The organism is Allobosea sp. P4_H5, assembly GCF_056400825.1.
This window is the reverse complement of record NZ_JBFUKM010000017.1, coordinates 57,296-77,751: the sequence shown is the minus strand read 5'-3', so window position 1 is coordinate 77,751 and position 20,456 is coordinate 57,296. Positions and strand designations below refer to the sequence as shown.

Sequence of the window (20,456 nt, the reverse complement as noted above, 5' to 3'; positions counted from 1 at the left end):
CATCGTGGGATGCGGCGCTGCGAAAGAGCGAAAGGGCCGCCATGTCGTTCGCCTACCACGCCTATGAGGCGGTTCATATGATGGTCAGCCCGGCGCGGGCCATGTCCGACGCCATGCAGCTCGCCTTCAAGAACCCGGCGAACCCGCTGACCTATACCCCGTTCGGCCGCACGATCGCCGCCTCCTGCGAATTGTTCGAGCGCACCACGCGCCGCTACGGCAAGCCGGCCTTCGGGCTCGACACCACCACGATGGGCGGCGTCAAGGTCGAGGTCGAGGAGCGCGTCGTCTGGCAGCGTCCCTTCTGCAACCTGATCTATTTCGATCGCAAGATCGAAGGTCGCCGCAAGCCGCAGCCCAAGGTGCTGCTGGTCGCCCCGATGTCGGGCCACTACGCCACGCTGCTGCGCGGCACCGTCGAGGCCTTCCTGCCCGATCACGAGGTCTACATCACCGACTGGGTCGATGCCCGCCTGGTACCGCTCTCGGCCGGCCGCTTCGATCTCGACGACTATGTCGATTACGTCATCGCCATGCTGCACAAGCTCGGCCCCGACACCCATGTCATGGCCGTCTGCCAGCCTTCCGTGCCGGTGCTCGCCGCGATCGCCCGCATGGAGGCCGAGGGCGATCCCTCGTCGCCGCGCTCGATGACGCTGATGGGCGGGCCGATCGACACGCGCTGCTCGCCGACCGCGGTCAACCAGCTCGCCATGGAGCGCGGCACCGACTGGTTCCGTCGCAACTGCATTACCCGCGTGCCGTTCCCGCATCTCGGCGCTTTCCGCGAGGTCTATCCCGGCTTCATGCAGCTCTCCGGTTTCATGGCGATGAATTTCGACCGCCATCTCACCGCGCATTACGACATGTACAAGCATCTCATCGCCGGTGACGGCGATTCGGCCGAGAAGCATCGCGACTTCTACGACGAGTACATGGCGGTGATGGACCTGACCGCCGAGTTCTACCTGCAGACCGTCGACACCGTCTTCGTCAAGCACGCTCTGCCCAAGGGCGAGATGATGCATCGCGGCAAGCCGGTCGACCTCAAGGCGATCCGCAGCGTTGCGCTGATGACGGTCGAAGGCGAGAACGACGACATCTCCGGCGTCGGCCAGACCAGGGCGACGCATGATCTGTGCGTCAACATCCCCGACGACATGCGGGTCGAGTACCTGCAGAAGGGCGTCGGCCATTACGGCGTCTTCAACGGCTCGCGCTTCCGCTCCGAGATCGCGCCGCGCATTGCCGACTTCATGCTGACCCTCGACATGAAGGCGGCCAAGGAGCGCCGCAACGAGACCGCGGAGACGGCGCGCAAGGCGCTGAAGGTCGCGGGCTGAAGGCAGCTAGCGCCGGGGCCGCTTCGGCAGCGCCTTCGCCTCGGCGGCGAGCTCGGCGATCTGTGCGTCGGCCTCGTGCCGGCGCCCCAGCTTCCTGTGGCGGTCGAATGCGAGGTACTGGGCCTCGGCGTGCGCTTTTGCCTGGTCTGCGCTGACAGAGCCGCCATTGCGGAGCACGGTGCGTCCGAGCTGCTGCAATTGCCGGTCGAGCAGATGTCGCGCGTCCCCCATCATCACAAGGCGCCCGAGCTCGAGTTGGTCCTCGAAGATGTCGAGCAGGATTGAGGTCAGCCGATTGAGTTCCTTGATCTCGGCATCGGCGAGATAGTTTTTCGAGGTCGCGACATCCACCTTGCGGATATTGTCCGCCGGCCATGTCTGCAGGCCCATGTTCGGCGCTTCGCTATCGGCACGGTCCACCACGATCTCGGCTGGCGTGTGCGAGGTCACGGCATAGACCAGCTTGGCCTGGATGCGCTGGTAGAAGGTCCGGGCAGCCTCGTTCGATCCATCATAGTCCTGGCAGAGCGAACAGATCCGGCGCAGCTCGGCATAGAGGTTCGCTTCCTCGGAGCGCAGGTCGCGGATGATCTCGCGCAGTTCCGCGATGCGGTCGAAGCTGCCGGGCTCCTTCAGCCGCCACGTGTCGACGACGAAGCCCTTCTTGGCGAACTGGACGAGAATTCCTGTTGCCCAGCGGCGAAACAGGGTCGCTTGCGCCGAAGAAACCCGGTAGCCGACCGAGATTACCATATCGAGGCTGTAGACGGTCACAGGGCGGTCGGACCGAGCAATATGCACTTTCTGCATATTGCTTTCCTCAACCAGCTCGCCCTCGGTCAGGATGTTGCCGATATGGCGCGAGATGACCGATTGATCGCGGCCAAAAAGCTGCCCGATCTGCGCCTGCGTCATCCAGAGGGTTTCGCCCTCATAGCGGATATCGATCCGCAGGCCCTTTTCCGTTCCGTAGACGAGGAACAGGTCGCCGGTTTCGGCGTCCTCTTCCAGGCGAACCGGCTCGGTCTGGTCCTCGGCCATGTGTGTCTCTGATTCCGAATGGGAACAAACAGAATACATACTGCCCGGAATAGGCAAGTGGATCCTGGCAGAGCGGCGCAAGCGGGAGTGTCGTACTCATCGGTGACGCCCCGGCTGTCCACGGCTTCCATCGCCTCTTCCGCTCCCGCTGCGAATCCCGCACAATCGCCGGGATGCGGTTCTCCCTGTTCAGGCGCCAGCCCGATCCCGACCGGATCGAGGTCGCCCATGCCGGCACGCTCTACCCGGTCAGCGTCAAGCGGCGCGCGACGGCGCGCCGCTTGACGCTGCGCGTCTCGCAGGCGACGGGCGAGATCACCCTGACCCTGCCTGAGCGCGTCGACTTCGCGACTGGCCGCGTCTTCGCCGAGAAGCATGGCGGCTGGATCGCGGCGCGCATGGCCAAGCGCCCGCAGGGCGTCGTCTTCGAGCCCGGTGCCGTCCTACCGCTGCGCGGCGTCCCGCACCGCATCGTGCACTGGACCAGGATACGCGGCGTGACCCGTGCCACGCTCTCGGCCGAGGGCGAGCCGATCATCGCGGTCTGCGGCGAGGCGTCCCATGTCGCGCGCCGGGTCACGGATTTCCTGCGCCGCGAGGCGCTGGCCGATCTCGAGAAGGCGGTGCGCACGCATACCGCCGTGCTCGGCATCCCCGCGCGCAAGATCACGCTGCGCGACACCACCAGCCGCTGGGGCTCATGCTCCTCGAAGGGGCATCTCAGCTTCTCCTGGCGCCTGATCCTCGCCCCGGCGCTGGTGCTCGACTATCTCGCTGCCCACGAGGTCGCGCATCTCAAGGAGATGAACCATTCGCATCGCTTCTGGGCGCTGACGCACAAGCTCTGCCCGCGCACCGAGGAAGCGGAGGCCTGGCTCAAGCGCCATGGCGCCAGCCTGCACGGTTATGGCTGAGACCTGAGCATTTTCAAGCGAAGTGGGTACCGGTTCGCGTGAAGAAAATGCGATTTCAGAAGTTGCCGGCTGGCACGCCCTCGCGGATGACACGCGAGAATTCCGGGCTGTCGGGCTTGAGGCTGCGCGCCCGCTCGCCGATATGGCTCAGCTTGACGAGCTCGCCGAGCGGCATGTCCTGGCGCACCGCGCCGATGTCGCGGAGATAGCCGGGCAGGTAGCCCGAGAGCAGGACGCGTGGGTCGAAGGGCAGCGAGAATTTCCAGCCGGGCGCGACCTGGCCGACGAGATGATAGACCACGGTGGTGCAATTGGTCGTCAGCGTGTTGTACCAGCGCGGCTCCTGCGCCAGGCGGTTGATGTCGACGGCATAGGCGAGGAGTAGGTCGCGCGCCTGCTGCGGCGTGGCGCTCAGCCGGAACAGGCGGGTGTCCTCGCCGCGTGCCTGGGTCCTGAGGCCGATCAGGTCGCGCTCGTCGGCGGCGACATAGGCCATCTCGTAATTGCGGAAGAAGCCGGCCAGCGCCGACCATTCCTCGCCCTTCTCGCGCCGGATCTCGATCGAGATCGTCAGCGGCTGGCTGTCTTCGAAGGTGAAGCTGATCAGCAGATGCGCGATCGCCTCGCCCGACCAGTAGGACAGGAAGAGATCGGTGCCCTGGATGCGCGAGAGGTCGTAGCTGCGGGTTTCCCAGCGCTGGTCGTAGTCGCTCTCGGTACGCCAGGTGAAATGGCGCAGATTGGTCACGGTCAGGCTGTTGCCGGCGACGTTCATCTCAGGCAGATGCGCCAGCTCGGGAATCCAGTCCCGCTCATGCGAGGGCTTGAGGCTGCTCCACCAGCCGAGGAGGCCGATGAACAGCACAGCGAAGGCGAGCGGCAGGCGCGGCGCGCCGGACCAGATCCCGAAGGCGCCGGCAAACGCGGCGAGGCCAAAGCCGACCGCGGCGGCGATGCCGGTCGCGCCAGGCAGGCGGAAAACCAGGAGCCCGACGCTCCAGGCGGCAGCGCCGAGGAGTACGAGCGTCAGCAGAAGCTGCAGGAGAACGAAAAAGAGGCGGCTCATCGCCGCCTCTCATAGCATGCAGAGCTGCTTGTCGCTCAAGCGGCGAGGGAGCTCGTCGGCGCGGCGGCCTTCACGGCGTCGTCGACATGGGCCTCGAACTTCTCGAAATTCTTGGCGAACATGCCGACCAGCTTCTTGGCCGTCTCGGCGAAGGCGGCTTTGTCCTGCCAGGTTTTGACGGGATAGAGGATGTGCGGCTCGACGCCGGGCACCGAAGTGGGAACGGCGAAACCGAAATAAGGATCCCGGCGGAAGTCGGCACGGTTGAGCGAGCCGTCGAGCGCCGCCGTCAGCAGGCGACGCGTCACGCGGATCGGCATGCGCCGGCCGGTGCCGTAGCCGCCGCCGGTCCAGCCGGTGTTCACCAGCCAGCAGTCGACATGGTGCTTGGCGATGAAGTCGCGCAGCAGATTGGCGTATTCCGACGGGTGGCGCGGCAGGAAGGGCGAGCCGAAGCAGGTCGAGAACTCCGGCTGCACGCCGACCAGCCCGCGCTCGGTGCCGGCGACCTTGGCGGTGTAGCCGGAGAGGAAGTGGTACATCGCCTCGGCCGGGGTCAGCTTGGCGATCGGCGGCATCACGCCGAAGGCGTCGGCGGTCAGCATCACGATGTTCTTCGGCGTGCCGGCCCGGCCGGTGCGCGAGGCATTCGGGATGGCATCGAGCGGATAGGCCGAACGGGTGTTCTCGGTCTTGGTCTCGTCGTCGAAATCGACCTCGCGCGAGATCGGATCCATCACGATGTTCTCGAGCACCGTGCCGAAGCGCTGCGAGGCCGCGAAGATCTGCGGCTCGGCCTCAGCCGAGAGACGGATGGTCTTGGCGTAGCAGCCGCCCTCGAAATTGAAGATGCCGTCCTTCGACCAGCCATGCTCGTCATCGCCGATCAGGGTGCGGTCGGGGTCGGCCGAGAGGGTGGTCTTGCCGGTGCCGGAGAGGCCGAAGAAGATCGCCGGATCGTCCTTGGAGCCGACATTGGCCGAGCAGTGCATGGGAACCACGCCCTTCGCGGGCAGGGTGTAGTTCAGATAGGTGAAGACCGATTTCTTCATCTCGCCGGCATAGGCGGTGCCGCCGATCAGCACGATCTTGCGGGAGAAGTCGATGGCGATGACGGTTTCGCTGCGGCAGCCATGGCGGGCCGGATCGGCCTTGAAGCTCGGCAGGTCGACGATCGTCAACTCAGGCACGTAACCCGCAATCTCGCCGGCCTCGGGCCGGATCAGCAGGTTGCGGATGAACAGCGAGTGCCAGGCCATCTCGGTGAAGACCCGCGCCTTGACGCGGTGGGCCGGATCGGCACCGCCATAGAGGTCCTGCGCGAACAGCTCCTTGCCTTCGGCGTGCTTGATGAAGTCGCCGAGCAGGGTCTCGAACTGTTCCGAGGAGATCGCGCCGTTGTTCTCCCACCACACCGTCTTTTCGGTCAGTGCGTCCTTGACGACGAACTTGTCCTTGGGCGAGCGGCCGGTGTGGCTGCCGGTGTCGGCGCAGAGCGCGCCGCCGCGGGCGAGCTGGGATTCGCCGCGGGCGAGGGAGTGCTCATAGAGCGGCGCCGCCGCGAGATTCCAGTAGACCGCCTTGAGCCCGCGGAAGCCGAATGAGTCGGCGCCGCTGTTCGGGTTGACGTGACCGATGGTCTCCACTGGCAATTCCTCCTGCCGAGAAGCCGCCGCCTGGCGAAGCCGGCGTCGTGATTGAGAGCGGGGCAGACCCCACGATGGGCCCGATGGACCGGTGACGTGGAGGGCTCTTTAGGCGGATGACGACGCCGGCTCAAGTCACGAGGCCGGCTCGCGGATGACCTTGGCGAATTTAAATCGTTTGAAAAATCAGCTGTGGTGAATCGCCGCGCTCAGGCCGCCTCGCGGGCCTTGCCGGCGAGGGCTACCAGGGTTTTGCGCAGCGCGTCGGGCGTGATCACCGGCTCGTCGAAGGGCAGGCGTAGCGCCTTGTCGCCGAGCATCAGGTCGGCTCCGTCGGGATCGACGCCGGAGAGGCGCCAGGCGCCCTCCTCGCCGCCGAGCAGCCTCGTGGCGTAGAGCCCGATCGCCTCGGCATGGTCCTCGTTCATATGGTCGACCGCACCTTCCTCGGCCTCGATCAGCGCCCCGGCCTGCGAGCAATCGCTGAGCACGTCGCCGGCCTCGAGTTCGTAGGCGCGGCCGAAGCCGCCATTGAGGCTGGCACGTTGGAGCCTGAGCGCGAAGAACGAGAAATCGGGAAAATCGACGTAAAGTGAGGCCTTTGGCTGGCGTGCCAGGAAACGACGGCGCACGCGCCGGCCGAATTCCGAGTCGCGCTCGACCTTTTCCGCCGTGGCCAGCAGCGTGATCCTGGCATGGGCGAGCGGATCTCCCTTGCCGCCCGGCGCGATCAGCAGCGAGCAGCGCGGGTCGGCGACGAGGTTGCCGGTATGGCCGGAGAGCGAGGACACCAGGATCAGCGGTGTGCCGTCGACCTCGGTGGCGAGGCTGGTCAGGCTGGCGAAAGGGTGGCCTTCCGGCGTCAGCGTCGCAAGGGACGCCGAGCGCGCACTGCGCAAGAGGCCGCGCGCCAATCCGCGTGCGCTGGCATCTGTCGGCCTGATCGGATCGGTCGCCATGGCACTTTTCGCCGTCTTAAAGGTTTTCGTGGGCAGACGTAGCGAAACCGCCTTGGCTTGGCTAGATTGCAGCCATGCTTTGGCCGTTCTCGCGCGAGAGTGGACCCTTTGATTGTAACGCCAGCACACAAAGAGCCGGAAAAGCTTATGCCAACCATTGCGCTGGTCGATGACGACCGCAACATCCTGACCTCGGTTTCGATCGCATTGGAAGCCGAGGGCTATCGCATCCAGACCTATACGGATGGCGCCTCGGCCCTGGACGGTCTGAAGCAGAATCCGCCCGACCTCGCCATCTTCGACATCAAGATGCCGCGCATGGACGGGATGGAGCTGCTGCGCCGTCTGCGTCAGAAGTCCGACCTGCCGGTGATCTTCCTGACCTCGAAGGACGAAGAGATCGACGAGCTCTTCGGCCTGAAGATGGGCGCCGACGACTTCATCCGCAAACCCTTCTCGCAGCGCCTCCTGGTCGAGCGCGTCAAGGCGATCCTGCGCCGGGCCGGCGCCAAGGATGCGAGCGCGGTCGTCCGTACCGAGGACGCCAAGGCGCTGGAGCGTGGCCTGCTGCGGATGGATCCGGAGCGCCACACCTGCACCTGGAAGGGCGAGCCGGTGACGCTGACCGTCACCGAGTTCCTGATCCTGCAGTCGCTGGCGCAGCGTCCGGGCGTGGTCAAGAGCCGCAACGCCCTGATGGACGCGGCCTATGACGACGAGGTCTATGTCGACGACCGCACCATCGACAGCCACATCAAGCGCTTGCGCAAGAAGTTCAACCAGGTCGATGTCGATTTCGACATGATCGAGACGCTTTACGGCGTCGGCTACCGCTTCAAGGAGTCCTGAGAAGCACCCCGGCGCACGCCGCGATGACGTTTGCGCGGGCGCCGGGACAGGGTATGAGCCGCTCATGGCGACCATCGAACAGGAAGGGGTCCGCACCGGCGGGCCGCGGCCGGGGCTGACGCTGCGCCGTCGTGCCGCGCTGTTCGGCCGCCGCATGCTGCGCGCCATCTCCGGGCGCGCGGCCTCCAGCCTGACCCGGCGCATCGTCGTCCTCAATCTCGCCGGCCTCGTCGCGCTGCTCGTCGGCTTCCTCTACCTCAACCAGTTCCGCGAGGGCTTGATCGAGGCGCGCGTGCAGAGCCTTCTGACCCAGGGCGAGATCATCGCCGGCGCCATCGCCGCCTCCGCCACGGTCGAGACCGACACGATCGCGATCGATCCCGACAAGCTCCTGCAGATGCAGGCCGGCGAGAGCGGCGCCATCGCCGAGGACCCACTCGATTTCTCGATCAATCCGGAAAAGGTCGCTCCGCTGCTGCGCCGGCTGGTGACGCCGACCAAGACGCGCGCCCGCATCTACGACAAGGACGGGATGCTGACGCTGGATTCGCGCAATCTCTATTCGCGCGGCGACATCCTGCGGCTCGACCTGCCGCGCATCGGCGAGAGCGACGAGCCGCCCTTGCTCGAACGGACCTGGAACCTGCTGCGCAACCGGCTCGGCCGCGCCGACGTGCCGGCCTATGACGATTTCGCCAATGCCAATGGCAGGTCCTACACCGAGGTCGCCCGGGCGCTGGCCGGCTCGCCGGCGAGCGTGGTGCGCGTCAACACCCGCGGCGAGACCATCGTCTCTGTGGCGGTGCCGGTGCAGCGCTTCCGGGCCGTGCGCGGCGCGCTGCTGCTCTCGACCCAAGGCGGCGACATCGACGCCGTCATCGCCTCCGAGCGCTACGCCATCTTCCAGGTCTTCGCGGTCGCGGCCGGCGTGATGATCATCCTCTCGGTGCTGCTCGCCGGCACCATCGCCGAGCCGATCCGCAAGCTCGCCGACGCCGCTCAGCGCGTCCGCCGCGGCGTCAAGTCGCGCGAGGAGATCCCGGATTTCTCCAGCCGCCATGACGAGATCGGCCATCTCTCCGGCTCGTTCCGCGAGATGACCCAGGCGCTCTACAATCGCATGGAGGCGATCGAACGCTTCGCCGCCGACGTCGCCCATGAACTGAAGAACCCACTGACCTCGCTGCGCAGCGCCGTCGAGACCTTGCCGCTGGCGAAGAACGACGATTCCCGCAGCCGCCTGCTCGCGGTGATCCGCCATGACGTGAAGCGGCTTGATCGGCTGATCACCGACATCTCCGACGCTTCGCGTCTCGATGCCGAGCTCGCCCGCGACGATTCGGCTCCACTCGACGTCGCCCAATTGATCGAGGCGGTCGTCTCGGTCCAGAACCAGATTCGCCGCGACGGCCAGCCGGTCGTCGAGCTTGCGGTCGATCGGCGCGGCCAGCGCCCCGGTGCCGACCCCTTCCGCGTGCTCGGCCACGATTCCCGCCTCGGCCAGGTTTTCGTCAACCTGATCGAGAACGCCCGCTCCTTCTCGCCGGCCGACAAACCGGTCAGGGTCAAGCTCTCGCGCGTCGCTGGCGACGTGCTGATCACCATCGAGGATGACGGCCCCGGCATTCCGCCGCATGCGCTGGAGCGGATCTTCGAGCGCTTCTACACCGACCGGCCCGAAAGCGGCTTCGGCCAGAATTCCGGCCTCGGCCTCTCGATCTCGCGCCAGATCGTCGAAGCCCATCGCGGCACGGTCCGGGCCGAGAACCGCTACGCCTCCGAGCAGTCGGAAGGCGAGGACAAGCGGCTCGGCGCCCGTTTCATCGTGCGGCTGCCGGCAGCGGCGCAGCCGGCATGAGCGCTACGCCCCCGCTTCGCCTGCATGCCAGTGCCGTCGTCATCGGCGAGGCCGGCATCCTGATCCGCGGCCCCTCCGGTGCCGGCAAGTCCAACCTGGCGCTGGCGCTGATCGGGCTGGCGCAGTCGCAGGGCCGCTTCGCCAGGCTGATCGCCGACGATCGCACTGAAATTGCCGTCAAGGCCGGCCGCCTCCTCGCTGCGCCGGTGCCGCCGATCGAGGGGCTGGTCGAGCGCCGCGGCCTCGGCCTAACGCCGGAGCCCCATCTAGCCGTCGCGGTGCTCCGGCTGGTGATCGATTGCGGCACCGAACCCGAGCGTATGCCGGAACCGGAGGCGCTGGTCGAGACCATCGCCGGCATCACCTTGCCGCGGCTGTCCGTGCTGCCGAGGGCCGGCGACGAACGTCTGATCCTGACGGCGCTTGCGCTCTTCGCTGGCTCTGATTGAATTGTCTTGGACGAGTTCGAGACAAGCGCCTTGCCTATCTTTCGCACCTGCCGCATAAACCGCGACCTTGTCCGGGCGCCGATGGGCGCTCTTCGGTGGGACTGAATGATCGGACTCGTGCTTGTTACGCATGGGCACCTGGCGACGGAATTCCGCGCCGCGCTCGAACATGTCGTTGGCCCGCAAGCCAACCTGGCAACCATCGCCATCGCGCCCGATGACGATATGGAGGGCCGTCGGCGCGACATCATCGCGGCGGTGGAGCAGGTCGAGACCGGCAAGGGCGTCATCGTCCTCACCGACATGTTCGGCGGCACGCCCTCCAATCTCGCAATCTCCGTGATGGAGCCGGGTCGGATCGATGTCGTTGCCGGCATCAACCTGCCGATGCTGATCAAGCTCGCCAGCGTGCGCGAGGAGAAGACCCTCGACGAGGCCGTCAGCAGCGCGCAGGATGCGGGCCGGAAATACATTACGGTGGCCAGCCGCGTGCTCGCGGGCAAATGAGTTCGGGTAAGTGAGGTTCGGCGTGCAAGGCATGCGCGAAGACGAGATTCGCGACGAAGATTGCGATTGCACCGAGGTCGAGATTCCGGCCGGCGCCGTCTATGGCGAGTTCCAGATCGTCAACAAGAAGGGCCTGCACGCCCGCGCCACCGCGAAATTCGTGCAATGCGCCGGCCAGTTCGACGCCGACATCACCGTCTCCCGCTGCGGCGAGACGGTCGGCGCCACCTCGATCATGGGCATCCTGACCTTGGGCGCCGGCATCGGCTCGACCATCACCGTGGTCGCCAAGGGCGCCGACGCCAAGGACGCGCTCCAGGCGCTGGGGACCCTCGTCGCCGACAGGTTCGGCGAGGGCGAATAGGCGCCCTGCCATATGGGCGACGATCTCCGCGCTGTTCGCCTCCGTGGATCTCGTCGTGACGCTCGTAGGCCTGGTCGGCTTTGTCCTGATGTTTCTGACCGGCAGCCTCTCGATCCGCAGGGGTCGGGAGAAGGGCTGGTGGCCGTGGTGAAGGCTACCGTTCCGCGGTGGATATAAAGACATCTTTATATCTTTGATTGCGTTCTTGTGGGCGCCCTGCTAGAGAGCCGCCGTCATTCAAAGAACGATCGATTGGAGCCTCCCCGTGTCGAAGCAGGATTACGTCGTCAAGGACATCAGCCTCGCGGATTACGGCCGCAAGGAAATCAACATGGCCCAGGACGAGATGCCGGGCCTGATGGCGATCCGCGCCGAGCACAAGGGCAAGGCCCCGCTCAAGGGCGCCCGCATTGCCGGCTGCCTGCACATGACCATCCAGACCGCCGTGCTGATCGAGACCCTCAAGGATCTCGGCGCGGACGTGCGCTGGTCCTCCTGCAACATCTTCTCGACCCAGGATCACGCCGCGGCCGCGATCGCCGCCACCGGCACCCCGGTCTTCGCCATCAAGGGCGAGACGCTGGAGGAGTACTGGGAGTACGTGCTGCGCACCGCGACCTGGGGTGACGGCGGCACGCCGAACATGATCCTCGACGATGGCGGCGACCTGACCATGCTGATCATCCTCGGCGCCGAGGCCGAGGCCGGCAACGCCGCCTTCCTCGACAAGCCGGGCAATGAGGAAGAGACGATCTTCTTCGCGCTGATCAAGCGCGAGCTGAAGGCCAATCCGGGCTGGTTCACCAAGACCCGCGCCGCGATCAAGGGCGTCTCCGAGGAGACGACTACCGGCGTGCACCGCCTCTATGAGCTCGCCAAGGCGGGTCGCCTGCCGTTCCCGGCGATCAACGTCAACGATAGCGTCACCAAGTCGAAGTTCGACAACCTCTATGGCTGCCGCGAGTCGCTGGTCGACGCCATCCGCCGCGGCACCGACGTGATGATGTCGGGCAAGGTCGCGGTCGTCGCCGGCTATGGCGACGTCGGCAAGGGCTCGGCCGCCTCGCTGCGCCAGGCCGGCTGCCGCGTGCTCGTCACCGAGGTCGACCCGATCTGCGCCCTGCAGGCGGCGATGGAAGGCTATGAGGTCGTCACCATGGAAGACGCCGCGCCGCGCGCCGACATCTTCTGCACCGCGACCGGCAACCTCGACGTCATCACCGTCGACCACATGCGCGCGATGAAGCACCGCGCCATCGTCTGCAACATCGGCCACTTCGACTCGGAGATTCAGGTCGCCGGCCTGAAGAACTTCAAGTGGGACAACGTCAAGCCGCAGGTCGATGAGATCGAGTTCCCCGACGGCAAGCGCATCATCCTGCTCTCGGAAGGCCGCCTGGTGAACCTCGGCAACGCGACCGGCCACCCGTCCTTCGTGATGTCCTGCTCGTTCTCGAACCAGACGCTGGCCCAGATCGAGCTCTGGAACCACCACAGCAAGTACGAGAACAAGGTCTACACCCTGCCCAAGCACCTCGACGAGAAGGTCGCGGCGCTGCACCTCGCCAAGGTCGGCGCCAAGCTGACCAAGCTCAACGACGCCCAGGCGAAGTATATCGGCGTGTCGCAGGCCGGCCCGTTCAAGCCGGAGCTCTATCGCTACTGACACCTTCGCCCGGCCGCTGCCGGCCGGGCGAAGCGACATCGCGCCATCGGGAACCGGTTTCCCGGACCCAGCGCCATCTTTCAGAAGCCCGGCCTTGCGCCGGGCTTTTTCGCATTCAGGGCCAATCATCGCCTTTCATACTACTAATAGATGCGCGAGTGCGGCCCGTATCAACTTGTTGATGCCCTTCTGCCTGTCTTGAACCCGGCCGTCGCCATTTGGCCTTTACCGTCGATTAAGCACTTCCTGCCGGAGTCATGCGGTGATTACAGTGGCACTGATTCGGGCTGCCGGTAGGCTTCGCATGTGGCGCCCGGTTTCGTGCAGCGGTGGCTTTGCGGGTTGCGGGCGTGGATCCCTGAAGGGAGCCATGGCCGGTTGTCGCGTTGGCGGCGGCCCGCCGGCTACGGCCGGAAGATTGGCCTGGAACAGGACGGATGCGAGAATGAGACGGGCAAGGCAGGTCGGGCGGGAGATGAACGGAGTGGTCCGCCTCCTTCTGCCCGGGCTTGCCGGCGCAGCGCCGGTTCCGGCTCTCGCACAGGCCGAGGCGTTGCTGCCCCTGCGGGCGGACTGGCTGAGCACTGGCGGTCTGTCTCTGATTTTCGTCGGCCTCGTCGTCTTCGCCACCACCACCTCGATCCTCTATGTCCGCGAGCGCTCGCGCTGGACCCGCCGGGAAGGCGAGCTCGCCGCCGGGCTGGAAGCTGCCCGCGGCCATCAGGAACGGCTCAGTGCCCTGCTCGCGACAGACCGGCAGGTCGTGCTGAGCTGGGACGGGCCGAAAGCGAGCCCCATGGTCGAGGGCGATAGCGGCTTCCTTGGCATCGGCGGCCCCGCTCCGGCGCTGGCATACGGAACCTGGGCGCCGCCGGCGGAGGCCAAGCGCCTCGAGTTGGCGACCGAGGCCCTCAAGGAGCGCGGCGAGGCCTTCGCCTTCACCTTCAAGGCCAAGGCGGGGCGTTTCGTCGATGCGGAAGGGCGGCCCGTCGCCGGCCGCGCCGTGATCCGTCTGCGTGAGGTCGGCGGCGAACGGGCGCGGGCGCTGGCGCTGGAGAATGAGCTCGGCAAACTCGCCACCGACCATGCCGCGCTCACGACCTTGCTCGCCGGCGTGCCTCAGCCGGTCTGGATGCGCGCGACCGATGGCCACCTGAGCTGGGTCAACGCAGCCTATGCCCGCGCCGTCGAGGCCGCCGACAGCCAGCAGGCGGTCACGGCTGGGCTCGACCTGTTCGATCGCAGCGAGCGCGAGGCGGCGGCCAAGGCCCGCAAGGACGGGCGCATCTTCCAGCTGCGCGCGCCCGTCGTCATGGCCGGCCAGCGCCGCATCGTCGACGTCATGGAGACGCCGACGCCTTCCGGCTATGCCGGTATCGCCACCGATATGAGCGAGCTCGAGGCGGTTCGCGCCGATCTGCAGCGCCAGATGGACGCGCATGTGCGCACGCTCGACCGGCTGAAGACCGGCGTCGCCGTCTTCGACGCCTCGCAGCGCCTGGTCTATCGCAACAGCGGCTATGAGGCTCTCTGGTCGCTCGATCCGGGTTTCCTCGATTCAAGCCCAGGCGACGGCGAGATCCTCGACCGCCTGCGGACCGAGCGGCGCCTGCCCGAGCTCGGCGACTACCGCACCTGGAAGGCCCAGGTCCATGCCGCCTATACCGCGACGCGCGCCAGCGAGGATTGGTGGTATCTGCCCGACGGGCGGACCGTCCATGTCGTCGCCAGCCCGAACCCGCAGGGCGGCGTCACCTACCTCTTCGACGACGAGACCGAGCGCTTCACCCTGGAATCGCGCTTCAACGCGCTCTCGCGCACCCAGCGCGAGACGCTCGACTCGCTGCGCGAGGGCGTCGCCGTGTTCGGCTCGGACGGGCGTCTCAAGCTCTCCAATCCGGCCTTCGCCCAGCTCTGGAAGCTCACCTCGGAGCGCGCCGCCGCGGCGCCGCATATCGACGAGGTCGTGACCCTGAGCCGCCCGCTCTTCCCGGACGACGCGGTCTGGACCGAAATTCGCAGCGCGGTCGCCGGCGTGCGCGATGCGCGCGAGGATTATCGCTGCCATATGGAACGCCGCGATGGCACGGTGCTCGACTGCACGGCCACGCCGCTGCCCGATGGCGCGACGCTGATCACCTTCGCCGACGTCACCGCCGGCGTGAACGTCGAGCGGGCGCTGACCGAGCGCAACGACGCTCTGGAGCGCGCTTCGCGGCTGCGCGAGGAGTTCGTCCACCACGTCTCCTACGAATTGCGCTCGCCGCTGACCAACATCATCGGCTTCGCGCAATTGCTCGGCGAGGAGACGGTCGGCGCGCTCAACGACAAGCAGCGCGACTACACCGGTCACATCGTCCGCTCCTCCGGCGCGCTGCTCGCCATCATCAACGACATCCTCGACCTCGCCTCGATCGACAATGGCGCGCTCGCCCTCGATCTCGAGGAGGTCGACGTCGCCAAGAGCATCGCCCAGGCCGCGACCGGGCTGCAGGATCGCCTGGCCGATAGCAAGCTCAAGCTGCAGGTCGATATCGCTCCCCAGACCGGCCCCCTGCGCGCCGATCCCAAGCGCCTGCGCCAGATTCTGTTCAACCTGCTCTCCAATGCGATCGGCTTCTCGCAGCCCGGCCAGACCATTAGCGTCAGCGCAGGCCGCTTCGGCGGCGAGATCCGCATCACCGTCGCCGACGAGGGCCGCGGCATCCCGGACGAGGTCAAGGAAAAGGTGTTTGACCGCTTCGAGAGTCATTCGCTGGGATCACGCCATCGCGGCGTCGGGCTCGGCCTGTCGATGGTCCGCTCGATCGTCGAACTGCATGGCGGCCGCGTCGAGCTGGATTCCGCCCTGGGCAAGGGCACCCGCGTCACCGCCGTCTTCCCGCCTGAGGGCATGCGCATCTCGGACGCGGCCGAATGAGTGACGAGGCCGCGCGGGCTGGTACCCATGTCGTCATCCTGCCGAACGAGGCCGCAACGGCGCGGCTGGCCCAGGATATCGCCGACATCCTCAAGACCGGCGACATCGTCGCGCTCTCCGGTCATCTCGGTGCCGGCAAGTCGCTGCTGGCGCGAGCGATGCTGCGCCGCCTCGCCGGGGATCCGGCGCTGGAGGCGCCGAGCCCGACCTTCACGCTGGTGCAGAGCTATGACAGTCCGCGTGGGCTCCTGCTCCACGCCGATCTCTACCGCGTCCGCAGCCCCGACGAGCTCGACGATATCGGGCTGATCGAGGACCTCGACCTCGCTGTCACCATCGTCGAATGGCCGGACCGCGCCGGCACGCGCCTCCCGGCAGGCCGGCGGCTCGACATCGTGCTGGATGTCGACCCCGACAATCCCGAGCAGGGCCGGATCGCGACGCTCTCCGGCGGGGTGCTCTGGCGCCAGCGACTGGCGCTCGCGATCGGCGCCCGTCGCCTGATCGACGAGGCCGGCTGGAGCGAAGCGAAGCGCGAGTTCATGCTCGGCGATGCCTCCAGCCGTGCCTATGAGCGCCTGATCAGGCCCTCGGGCGAGACCGCGATCCTGATGATCTCGCCGCCGCGCCCGGATGGGCCGGCGATTCGCCAGGGCAAGCCCTACAGCGCCATCGCCCATCTCGCGGAGACCGTCGAAGCCTTCGTCGCCATGGACAAGGGGCTGCGCTCGCTCGGCCTCTCCGCGCCGGAGATCCTGGCGCAGGATCTCGTCACCGGCCTGCTGATCATCGAGGACCTTGGCAATGAGCCGGTGGTCGGCGCGGACGGGCCGATCCCCGAACGCTACGAGGCCGCGGCGCGCCTGCTCGCCGAGCTGCATCGGCACGCGCTCCCCACCATCTTGCCGGTGGCTGAAGGGCGCGATCACGTCATGCCCGACTATGACCGCGAGGCGCTCGCCATCGAGACAGAGCTGGTGCTCGACTGGTACGCCCCGCATATCGCCGGCGTCACCCTGCCGGCGGTGACACGGGCGGAGTTCAGCCGCATCTGGGAAAAGCTGTTCGACGAGCTCTTCGAGACGCCGGCGACCTGGACCTTGCGCGATTATCACTCGCCGAACCTGCTCTGGCTGGCCGATCGCGTCGGCCATGCAAGGCTCGGCCTGATCGATTTCCAGGATTCGGTGCTCGGCCACCCCGCCTACGACCTCGTCTCGCTCGGCCAGGATGCGCGCGTCGACGTGCCGGCGGCGCTGGAATTGCGCCTGCTCGCCGCTTATGCCGGGGCGCGGCGAGGCACCGATCCGGGCTTCGACGTCCCGGGTTTCGCCCGCGCCTACGCGATCCTCGGCGCCCAGCGCAACACCAAGATCGCCGGCATCTTCGCGAGGCTCGACCGGCGCGACGGCAAGCCCGGCTATCTCAAGCATCTGCCCCGGATCGAGGCTTACCTCCGCCGCAACCTCGAACAGCCGGCCTTGGCAGAGCTGAAGGCCTGGTACGAGACCTATCTGCCAAAGCTCTTTGCCGGGCAGGAGAAGCCGGAAGCGAAGGCCGAGGCCGACCCCGCTGAGCAGGACCGGCCCGAGCCCGAGCAGGACGGGGTCTGAGCCGGGCGCTTAGCCCGGCCCGGCGCCTTGCGTGCCCAGATAGACAGCATAGATCGACTGGCTCGCGGCCATGAACAGCCGGTTGCGCTTGGGCCCGCCGAAGCAGACATTGCCGCAGACCTCCGGCAGCCGGATGCGGCCGATCAGTTTGCCCTCCGGGTTGAAGCAGAGCACGCCGTTGTAGCCGACGGCGCGTCCGGCGTTGCTGGAGGCCCAGAGATTGCCCTGCACGTCGCAGCGCAAACCATCCGGCCCGCATTTCACCCCGTCGACCATGCAGTCCGAGAACAGCTTGCCGTTCGAGAGCTTGTTGTCGGCGCCGACATCGAAGACGTGGATGTCGCCCTTGCCGCCGGGGCCGGTGTCGCCCGGGCCCTTGCCGGTCGAGGCGATGTAGAGCTTCTTGTAGTCCGGCGAGAAGCAGAGCCCGTTCGGATCGGGCACCTGTTGCTCGGTGACGACGAGATCGACGCGGCCGCTCGGATCGATGCGATAGCAGTTCGTCGGCAATTCCCGCTTGTAGAAGCCGATCTCCGGCGGCTGGCCGAGCCGGGGATTGATCTTGCCGCTAGTGTTGCTTGGGCCCCCGGCCGCATCGGGCGCGCCCTCATAGAGCTGGCCGCCATAGGGCGGATCTGTGAACCAGTAGCTGCCATCGGGATGCTGGACGACGTCATTGGGCGAATTCAGCCGCTTGCCATCGAACTTGTCGGCGAGGATCGTCACCGATCCGTCGAGCTCATAACGGACGACGCGGCGGTTGAGATGTTCGCAGGAGAGCTGCCGCCCCTGGAAATCGAAGCTGTTGCCGTTGCTGTTGCCCGATGGCGTGCGGAAGACGCTGACGCGGCCGTCATCCTCGAGCCAGCGCATCTGCCGGTTGTTCGGGATGTCGCTCCAGACGAGATAGCGCCCCTGCGCGTTCCAGGCGGGGCCTTCCGCCCAGAGCGCGCCGGTCCACAGCCGCTGGATCGCGGCATTGGGCTGGGCCAGCCCTTCGAAGGCGGGATCGACGGCGAGGACGTCCGGATCCCAGAAATAGGTGGTCGGCGCGCCGCCGCGGCTGAAATCGCGCGGCGGCGTGGTGATCGTGCTCGGCGGCCCAGGTCGGGCGGCCGGGGTCTGCGCGAAGGCCGTATCGGCGGCTGCTACGAGTGCTCCTGCCCCCGCAACCTGCAACAGGCGGCGGCGTGACAATGCGGGGCGTGATTCATCGATTATGCGTGGCTGCATCGGTGACCTCCCTAGGTTGAACTTATGTCGTTCTTACCCGGCCATCGGGAGCGCCGATTGCGGCGGTGACGTGGCGGAAGGTGACCATGCGGTCATGACGAACCCTGCCTCAACAGGGCTTCTCATCGATCTAAATCGGTTTAATGATACCGAGTCCGGCGCCTGCCGCCGGGATCGGCACTTAGGCTGCGAGATCGGCGACGAGCGCGTCGAGCAGGAGTGCGCCTTCCGGTGTCGCGGCGAGACGGCCATTGGCCTTGCGGGCGAGGAAGCCCTCGGCGATCAGGCTGCCGATCCGGTTGCCGTTGAGCTTGCGGCCGGCGAGTCCCTCGAACACGTCGAGATCAATGCCTTCGACGAGCCGCAGGCCCATCAGCAGGTACTCGTCGCCCTGCGACTCGGCCGAGAGGCGCTCATTCTCGACGAGCGCGTCGCCGCCGGCCTCGATCCGCTCCAGCCAGGTTTCCGGGCGCTTCTCGGTCGATTGTGCGAAGCGCCCATCCGCTGTCACCAGCCGGCCATGAGCGCCCGGCCCGATGCCGGCATATTCGCCATAGTGCCAGTAAATCAGGTTGTGCCGGCATTCCGCGCCCGGCCGGGCATGGTTTGAGATCTCGTAGACCGGCAGGCCGTGCTTGGCCGTAATTTCCTGCGTCAGCTCGTAGAGCGCCGCCCCCGCATCGGGATCGGGAATGGCGAGCTTGCCGGCCTTGTAGAGCTGGTCGAAGGCGGTGCCAGGTTCGATGGTGAGCTGGTAGAGCGACAGGTGCTCGGCGGCATGGCTGATCGCGAGCTCGAGCTCGGCCTGCCACAGCGCCGGAGTCTGCAGTGGCGAGCGGGCATAGATCAGGTCGAAGGAATAGCGCTCGAAATAGCGCCGCGCGATCGCGACCGCATCGAGCGCCTCCTGCGCCGAATGCATCCGCCCGAGCGCCTTGAGATCGGTATCGTTCAGCGCCTGCACGCCGAGCGAGACGCGGTTGACGCCCGCCGCGCGGAAATCGCGGAAGCGCCCGGCCTCGACGCTGGTCGGGTTGGCTTCCAGCGAGATCTCGCAATTGGGATCGACGGCCCAGTGCTCGCCGATCGCATCGAGGATCGCGCCGACGGTCGCGCCCTCCATCAGCGAGGGTGTGCCGCCGCCGAAGAAGATCGAGGACACCGTGCGTCCGGGCGCGAGCTGCGCCCGCTGGGCGATCTCGCGGCGGAAGGCGGCGATGTAGCGGGCCTGATCCGGCGGCTGATGCCGTACATGAGAGTTGAAGTCGCAATAGGGGCATTTGGCCAGGCAGAACGGCCAATGCACATAGACGGCGAAGCCGGCATCCGCAGTCGGATGTTTCGGCACGCCGGGCCGCGCGGCAAGGGCGGCCGAAGGGCTCAACCGGGCGCCCTCAGGCAGGCGGCGGCGAGCACATGGAAGGCGCGGGCCCGGTGCGACAGGCCGGGCGAGCCGTCCTGCGGGATGCCGTGCTTCTCCTCTGCGCTCATCTCGCCGAAGGTCTTGGCATGGCCGGCCGGCTGGAAGATCGGGTCGTAGCCGAAGCCGGACAACCCACGCGGTGCATCGACGATCTCGCCGAAAACGCGGCCTTCGAACAGTTCCTGATGCCCGTCCGGCCAGGCGATCACCAGCGCCGAGACGAAATGCGCCTTGCGCTGCTCGGGCGTGGTCGCGCCGCGCTTGCCGAGTTCCATCTGCACCCTGGCCAGCGCGGGGGCGAAATCCTTGCCCGGCCCGGCCCAGTTGGCCGAGAACAGCCCGGGCGCGCCGTCGAGCGCGTCGATGCAGACACCGGAATCATCCGCCAGCGCCGGCAGGCCGGAGGCGTTTGCCGCCGCGACCGCCTTGATCGCAGCGTTCTCGGCGAACATGTGACCATCCTCCGCCGGCTCCGGCAGGCCAAGCTCGCCGGCCGAGACGAGCTCGACCCCATAGGGCGCCATCAGCTCGCGCATTTCGCGCAGCTTGCCTTGGTTGTGGGTCGCGATCACGACCTTGCCGGTGAGGAGGCGGTTGGTGGTCAT

Annotated in this window: 17 protein-coding genes; 10 read left to right on the top strand and 7 right to left on the bottom strand. The window is 66.9% G+C overall.

Translation table 11 applies throughout. From position 1 onward, the window contains the following. The first annotated feature begins 41 nt into the window (after positions 1-41). Entirely contained in the window at positions 42-1,343 is a 1,302-nt protein-coding gene (locus AC1DS0_RS27710; protein ID WP_476817436.1) for a polyhydroxyalkanoate depolymerase, read from the top strand. A 6-nt stretch (positions 1,344-1,349) separates the two neighbouring features. Here the strand turns inward: AC1DS0_RS27710 and rhuM are convergent, their stop codons facing one another. Next, the gene (gene rhuM, locus AC1DS0_RS27705; RefSeq protein ID WP_476817435.1) at positions 1,350-2,465 is read right to left on the bottom strand and encodes a RhuM family protein; all 1,116 of its coding nucleotides are present in this window, start codon (positions 2,463-2,465) and stop codon (positions 1,350-1,352) included. Between the two features lie 92 nt (positions 2,466-2,557). On the opposite strand from rhuM, the gene AC1DS0_RS27700 reads away from it, so the two are divergent. Further along, on the top strand, positions 2,558-3,298 hold the full coding sequence (locus AC1DS0_RS27700; protein ID WP_476817434.1) for a M48 family metallopeptidase: 741 nt from the start codon (positions 2,558-2,560) through the stop codon (positions 3,296-3,298). Positions 3,299-3,353: 55 nt separating this feature from the next. Here AC1DS0_RS27700 and AC1DS0_RS27695 read toward each other — a convergent pair whose 3' ends face one another. The 3 genes from AC1DS0_RS27695 to AC1DS0_RS27685 all read right to left on the bottom strand — a co-directional run bounded on the left by AC1DS0_RS27695 (position 3,354) and on the right by AC1DS0_RS27685 (position 6,969). Beyond that, the gene (locus AC1DS0_RS27695) at positions 3,354-4,364 is read right to left on the bottom strand and encodes an Lnb N-terminal periplasmic domain-containing protein (RefSeq protein WP_476817433.1); all 1,011 of its coding nucleotides are present in this window, start codon (positions 4,362-4,364) and stop codon (positions 3,354-3,356) included. Between the two features lie 35 nt (positions 4,365-4,399). Further along, a complete protein-coding gene (locus AC1DS0_RS27690; RefSeq protein WP_476817432.1) occupies positions 4,400-6,010 on the bottom strand; it encodes a phosphoenolpyruvate carboxykinase in 1,611 nt (536 codons plus the stop codon). 209 nt (positions 6,011-6,219) lie between these two features. Then, positions 6,220-6,969 (bottom strand): HugZ family pyridoxamine 5'-phosphate oxidase, encoded by a 750-nt coding sequence (locus AC1DS0_RS27685; RefSeq protein ID WP_476817431.1) that lies wholly within the window; start codon positions 6,967-6,969, stop codon positions 6,220-6,222. Between the two features lie 147 nt (positions 6,970-7,116). On the opposite strand from AC1DS0_RS27685, the gene AC1DS0_RS27680 reads away from it, so the two are divergent. The 8 genes from AC1DS0_RS27680 to tsaE all read left to right on the top strand — a co-directional run bounded on the left by AC1DS0_RS27680 (position 7,117) and on the right by tsaE (position 17,195). Next, positions 7,117-7,818, top strand: coding sequence for a response regulator transcription factor (locus AC1DS0_RS27680; RefSeq protein ID WP_326876683.1), 702 nt, complete (start codon positions 7,117-7,119; stop codon positions 7,816-7,818). A gap of 64 nt (positions 7,819-7,882) precedes the next feature. Next, complete coding sequence (locus AC1DS0_RS27675) at positions 7,883-9,676, top strand: stimulus-sensing domain-containing protein (protein ID WP_476817430.1); 1,794 nt, start codon at positions 7,883-7,885, stop codon at positions 9,674-9,676. Then, on the top strand, positions 9,673-10,125 hold the full coding sequence (locus AC1DS0_RS27670) for an HPr kinase/phosphorylase (protein ID WP_476817429.1): 453 nt from the start codon (positions 9,673-9,675) through the stop codon (positions 10,123-10,125). The genes AC1DS0_RS27675 and AC1DS0_RS27670 overlap by 4 nt, the downstream gene beginning before the upstream one ends. A gap of 105 nt (positions 10,126-10,230) precedes the next feature. Further along, positions 10,231-10,632 (top strand): PTS sugar transporter subunit IIA, encoded by a 402-nt coding sequence (locus AC1DS0_RS27665; protein ID WP_057189350.1) that lies wholly within the window; start codon positions 10,231-10,233, stop codon positions 10,630-10,632. Between the two features lie 31 nt (positions 10,633-10,663). Next, positions 10,664-10,996, top strand: coding sequence for an HPr family phosphocarrier protein (locus AC1DS0_RS27660; RefSeq protein ID WP_476817428.1), 333 nt, complete (start codon positions 10,664-10,666; stop codon positions 10,994-10,996). A gap of 265 nt (positions 10,997-11,261) precedes the next feature. Further along, positions 11,262-12,662 carry an adenosylhomocysteinase gene (gene ahcY / locus AC1DS0_RS27655; RefSeq protein WP_476817427.1) on the top strand — a complete coding sequence of 467 codons (1,401 nt, stop codon included), beginning with the start codon at positions 11,262-11,264 and terminating at the stop codon, positions 12,660-12,662. Between the two features lie 475 nt (positions 12,663-13,137). Continuing rightward, positions 13,138-15,582 (top strand): sensor histidine kinase, encoded by a 2,445-nt coding sequence (locus AC1DS0_RS27650; protein ID WP_476817490.1) that lies wholly within the window; start codon positions 13,138-13,140, stop codon positions 15,580-15,582. Further along, entirely contained in the window at positions 15,579-17,195 is a 1,617-nt protein-coding gene (tsaE, locus tag AC1DS0_RS27645) for a tRNA (adenosine(37)-N6)-threonylcarbamoyltransferase complex ATPase subunit type 1 TsaE (RefSeq protein WP_476817426.1), read from the top strand. Before AC1DS0_RS27650 ends, tsaE begins: the two co-directional genes overlap by 4 nt. Before the next feature lie 9 nt (positions 17,196-17,204). On the opposite strand, the gene AC1DS0_RS27640 is transcribed toward tsaE, so the two are convergent. The 3 genes from AC1DS0_RS27640 to rdgB form a co-directional block, all read right to left on the bottom strand. Next, complete coding sequence (locus tag AC1DS0_RS27640; RefSeq protein ID WP_476817425.1) at positions 17,205-18,428, bottom strand: SMP-30/gluconolactonase/LRE family protein; 1,224 nt, start codon at positions 18,426-18,428, stop codon at positions 17,205-17,207. Between the two features lie 181 nt (positions 18,429-18,609). Beyond that, complete coding sequence (gene hemW / locus AC1DS0_RS27635; RefSeq protein WP_476817424.1) at positions 18,610-19,812, bottom strand: radical SAM family heme chaperone HemW; 1,203 nt, start codon at positions 19,810-19,812, stop codon at positions 18,610-18,612. Beyond that, a complete protein-coding gene (rdgB, locus tag AC1DS0_RS27630) occupies positions 19,809-20,456 on the bottom strand; it encodes an RdgB/HAM1 family non-canonical purine NTP pyrophosphatase (protein ID WP_476817423.1) in 648 nt (215 codons plus the stop codon). The genes hemW and rdgB overlap by 4 nt, the downstream gene beginning before the upstream one ends.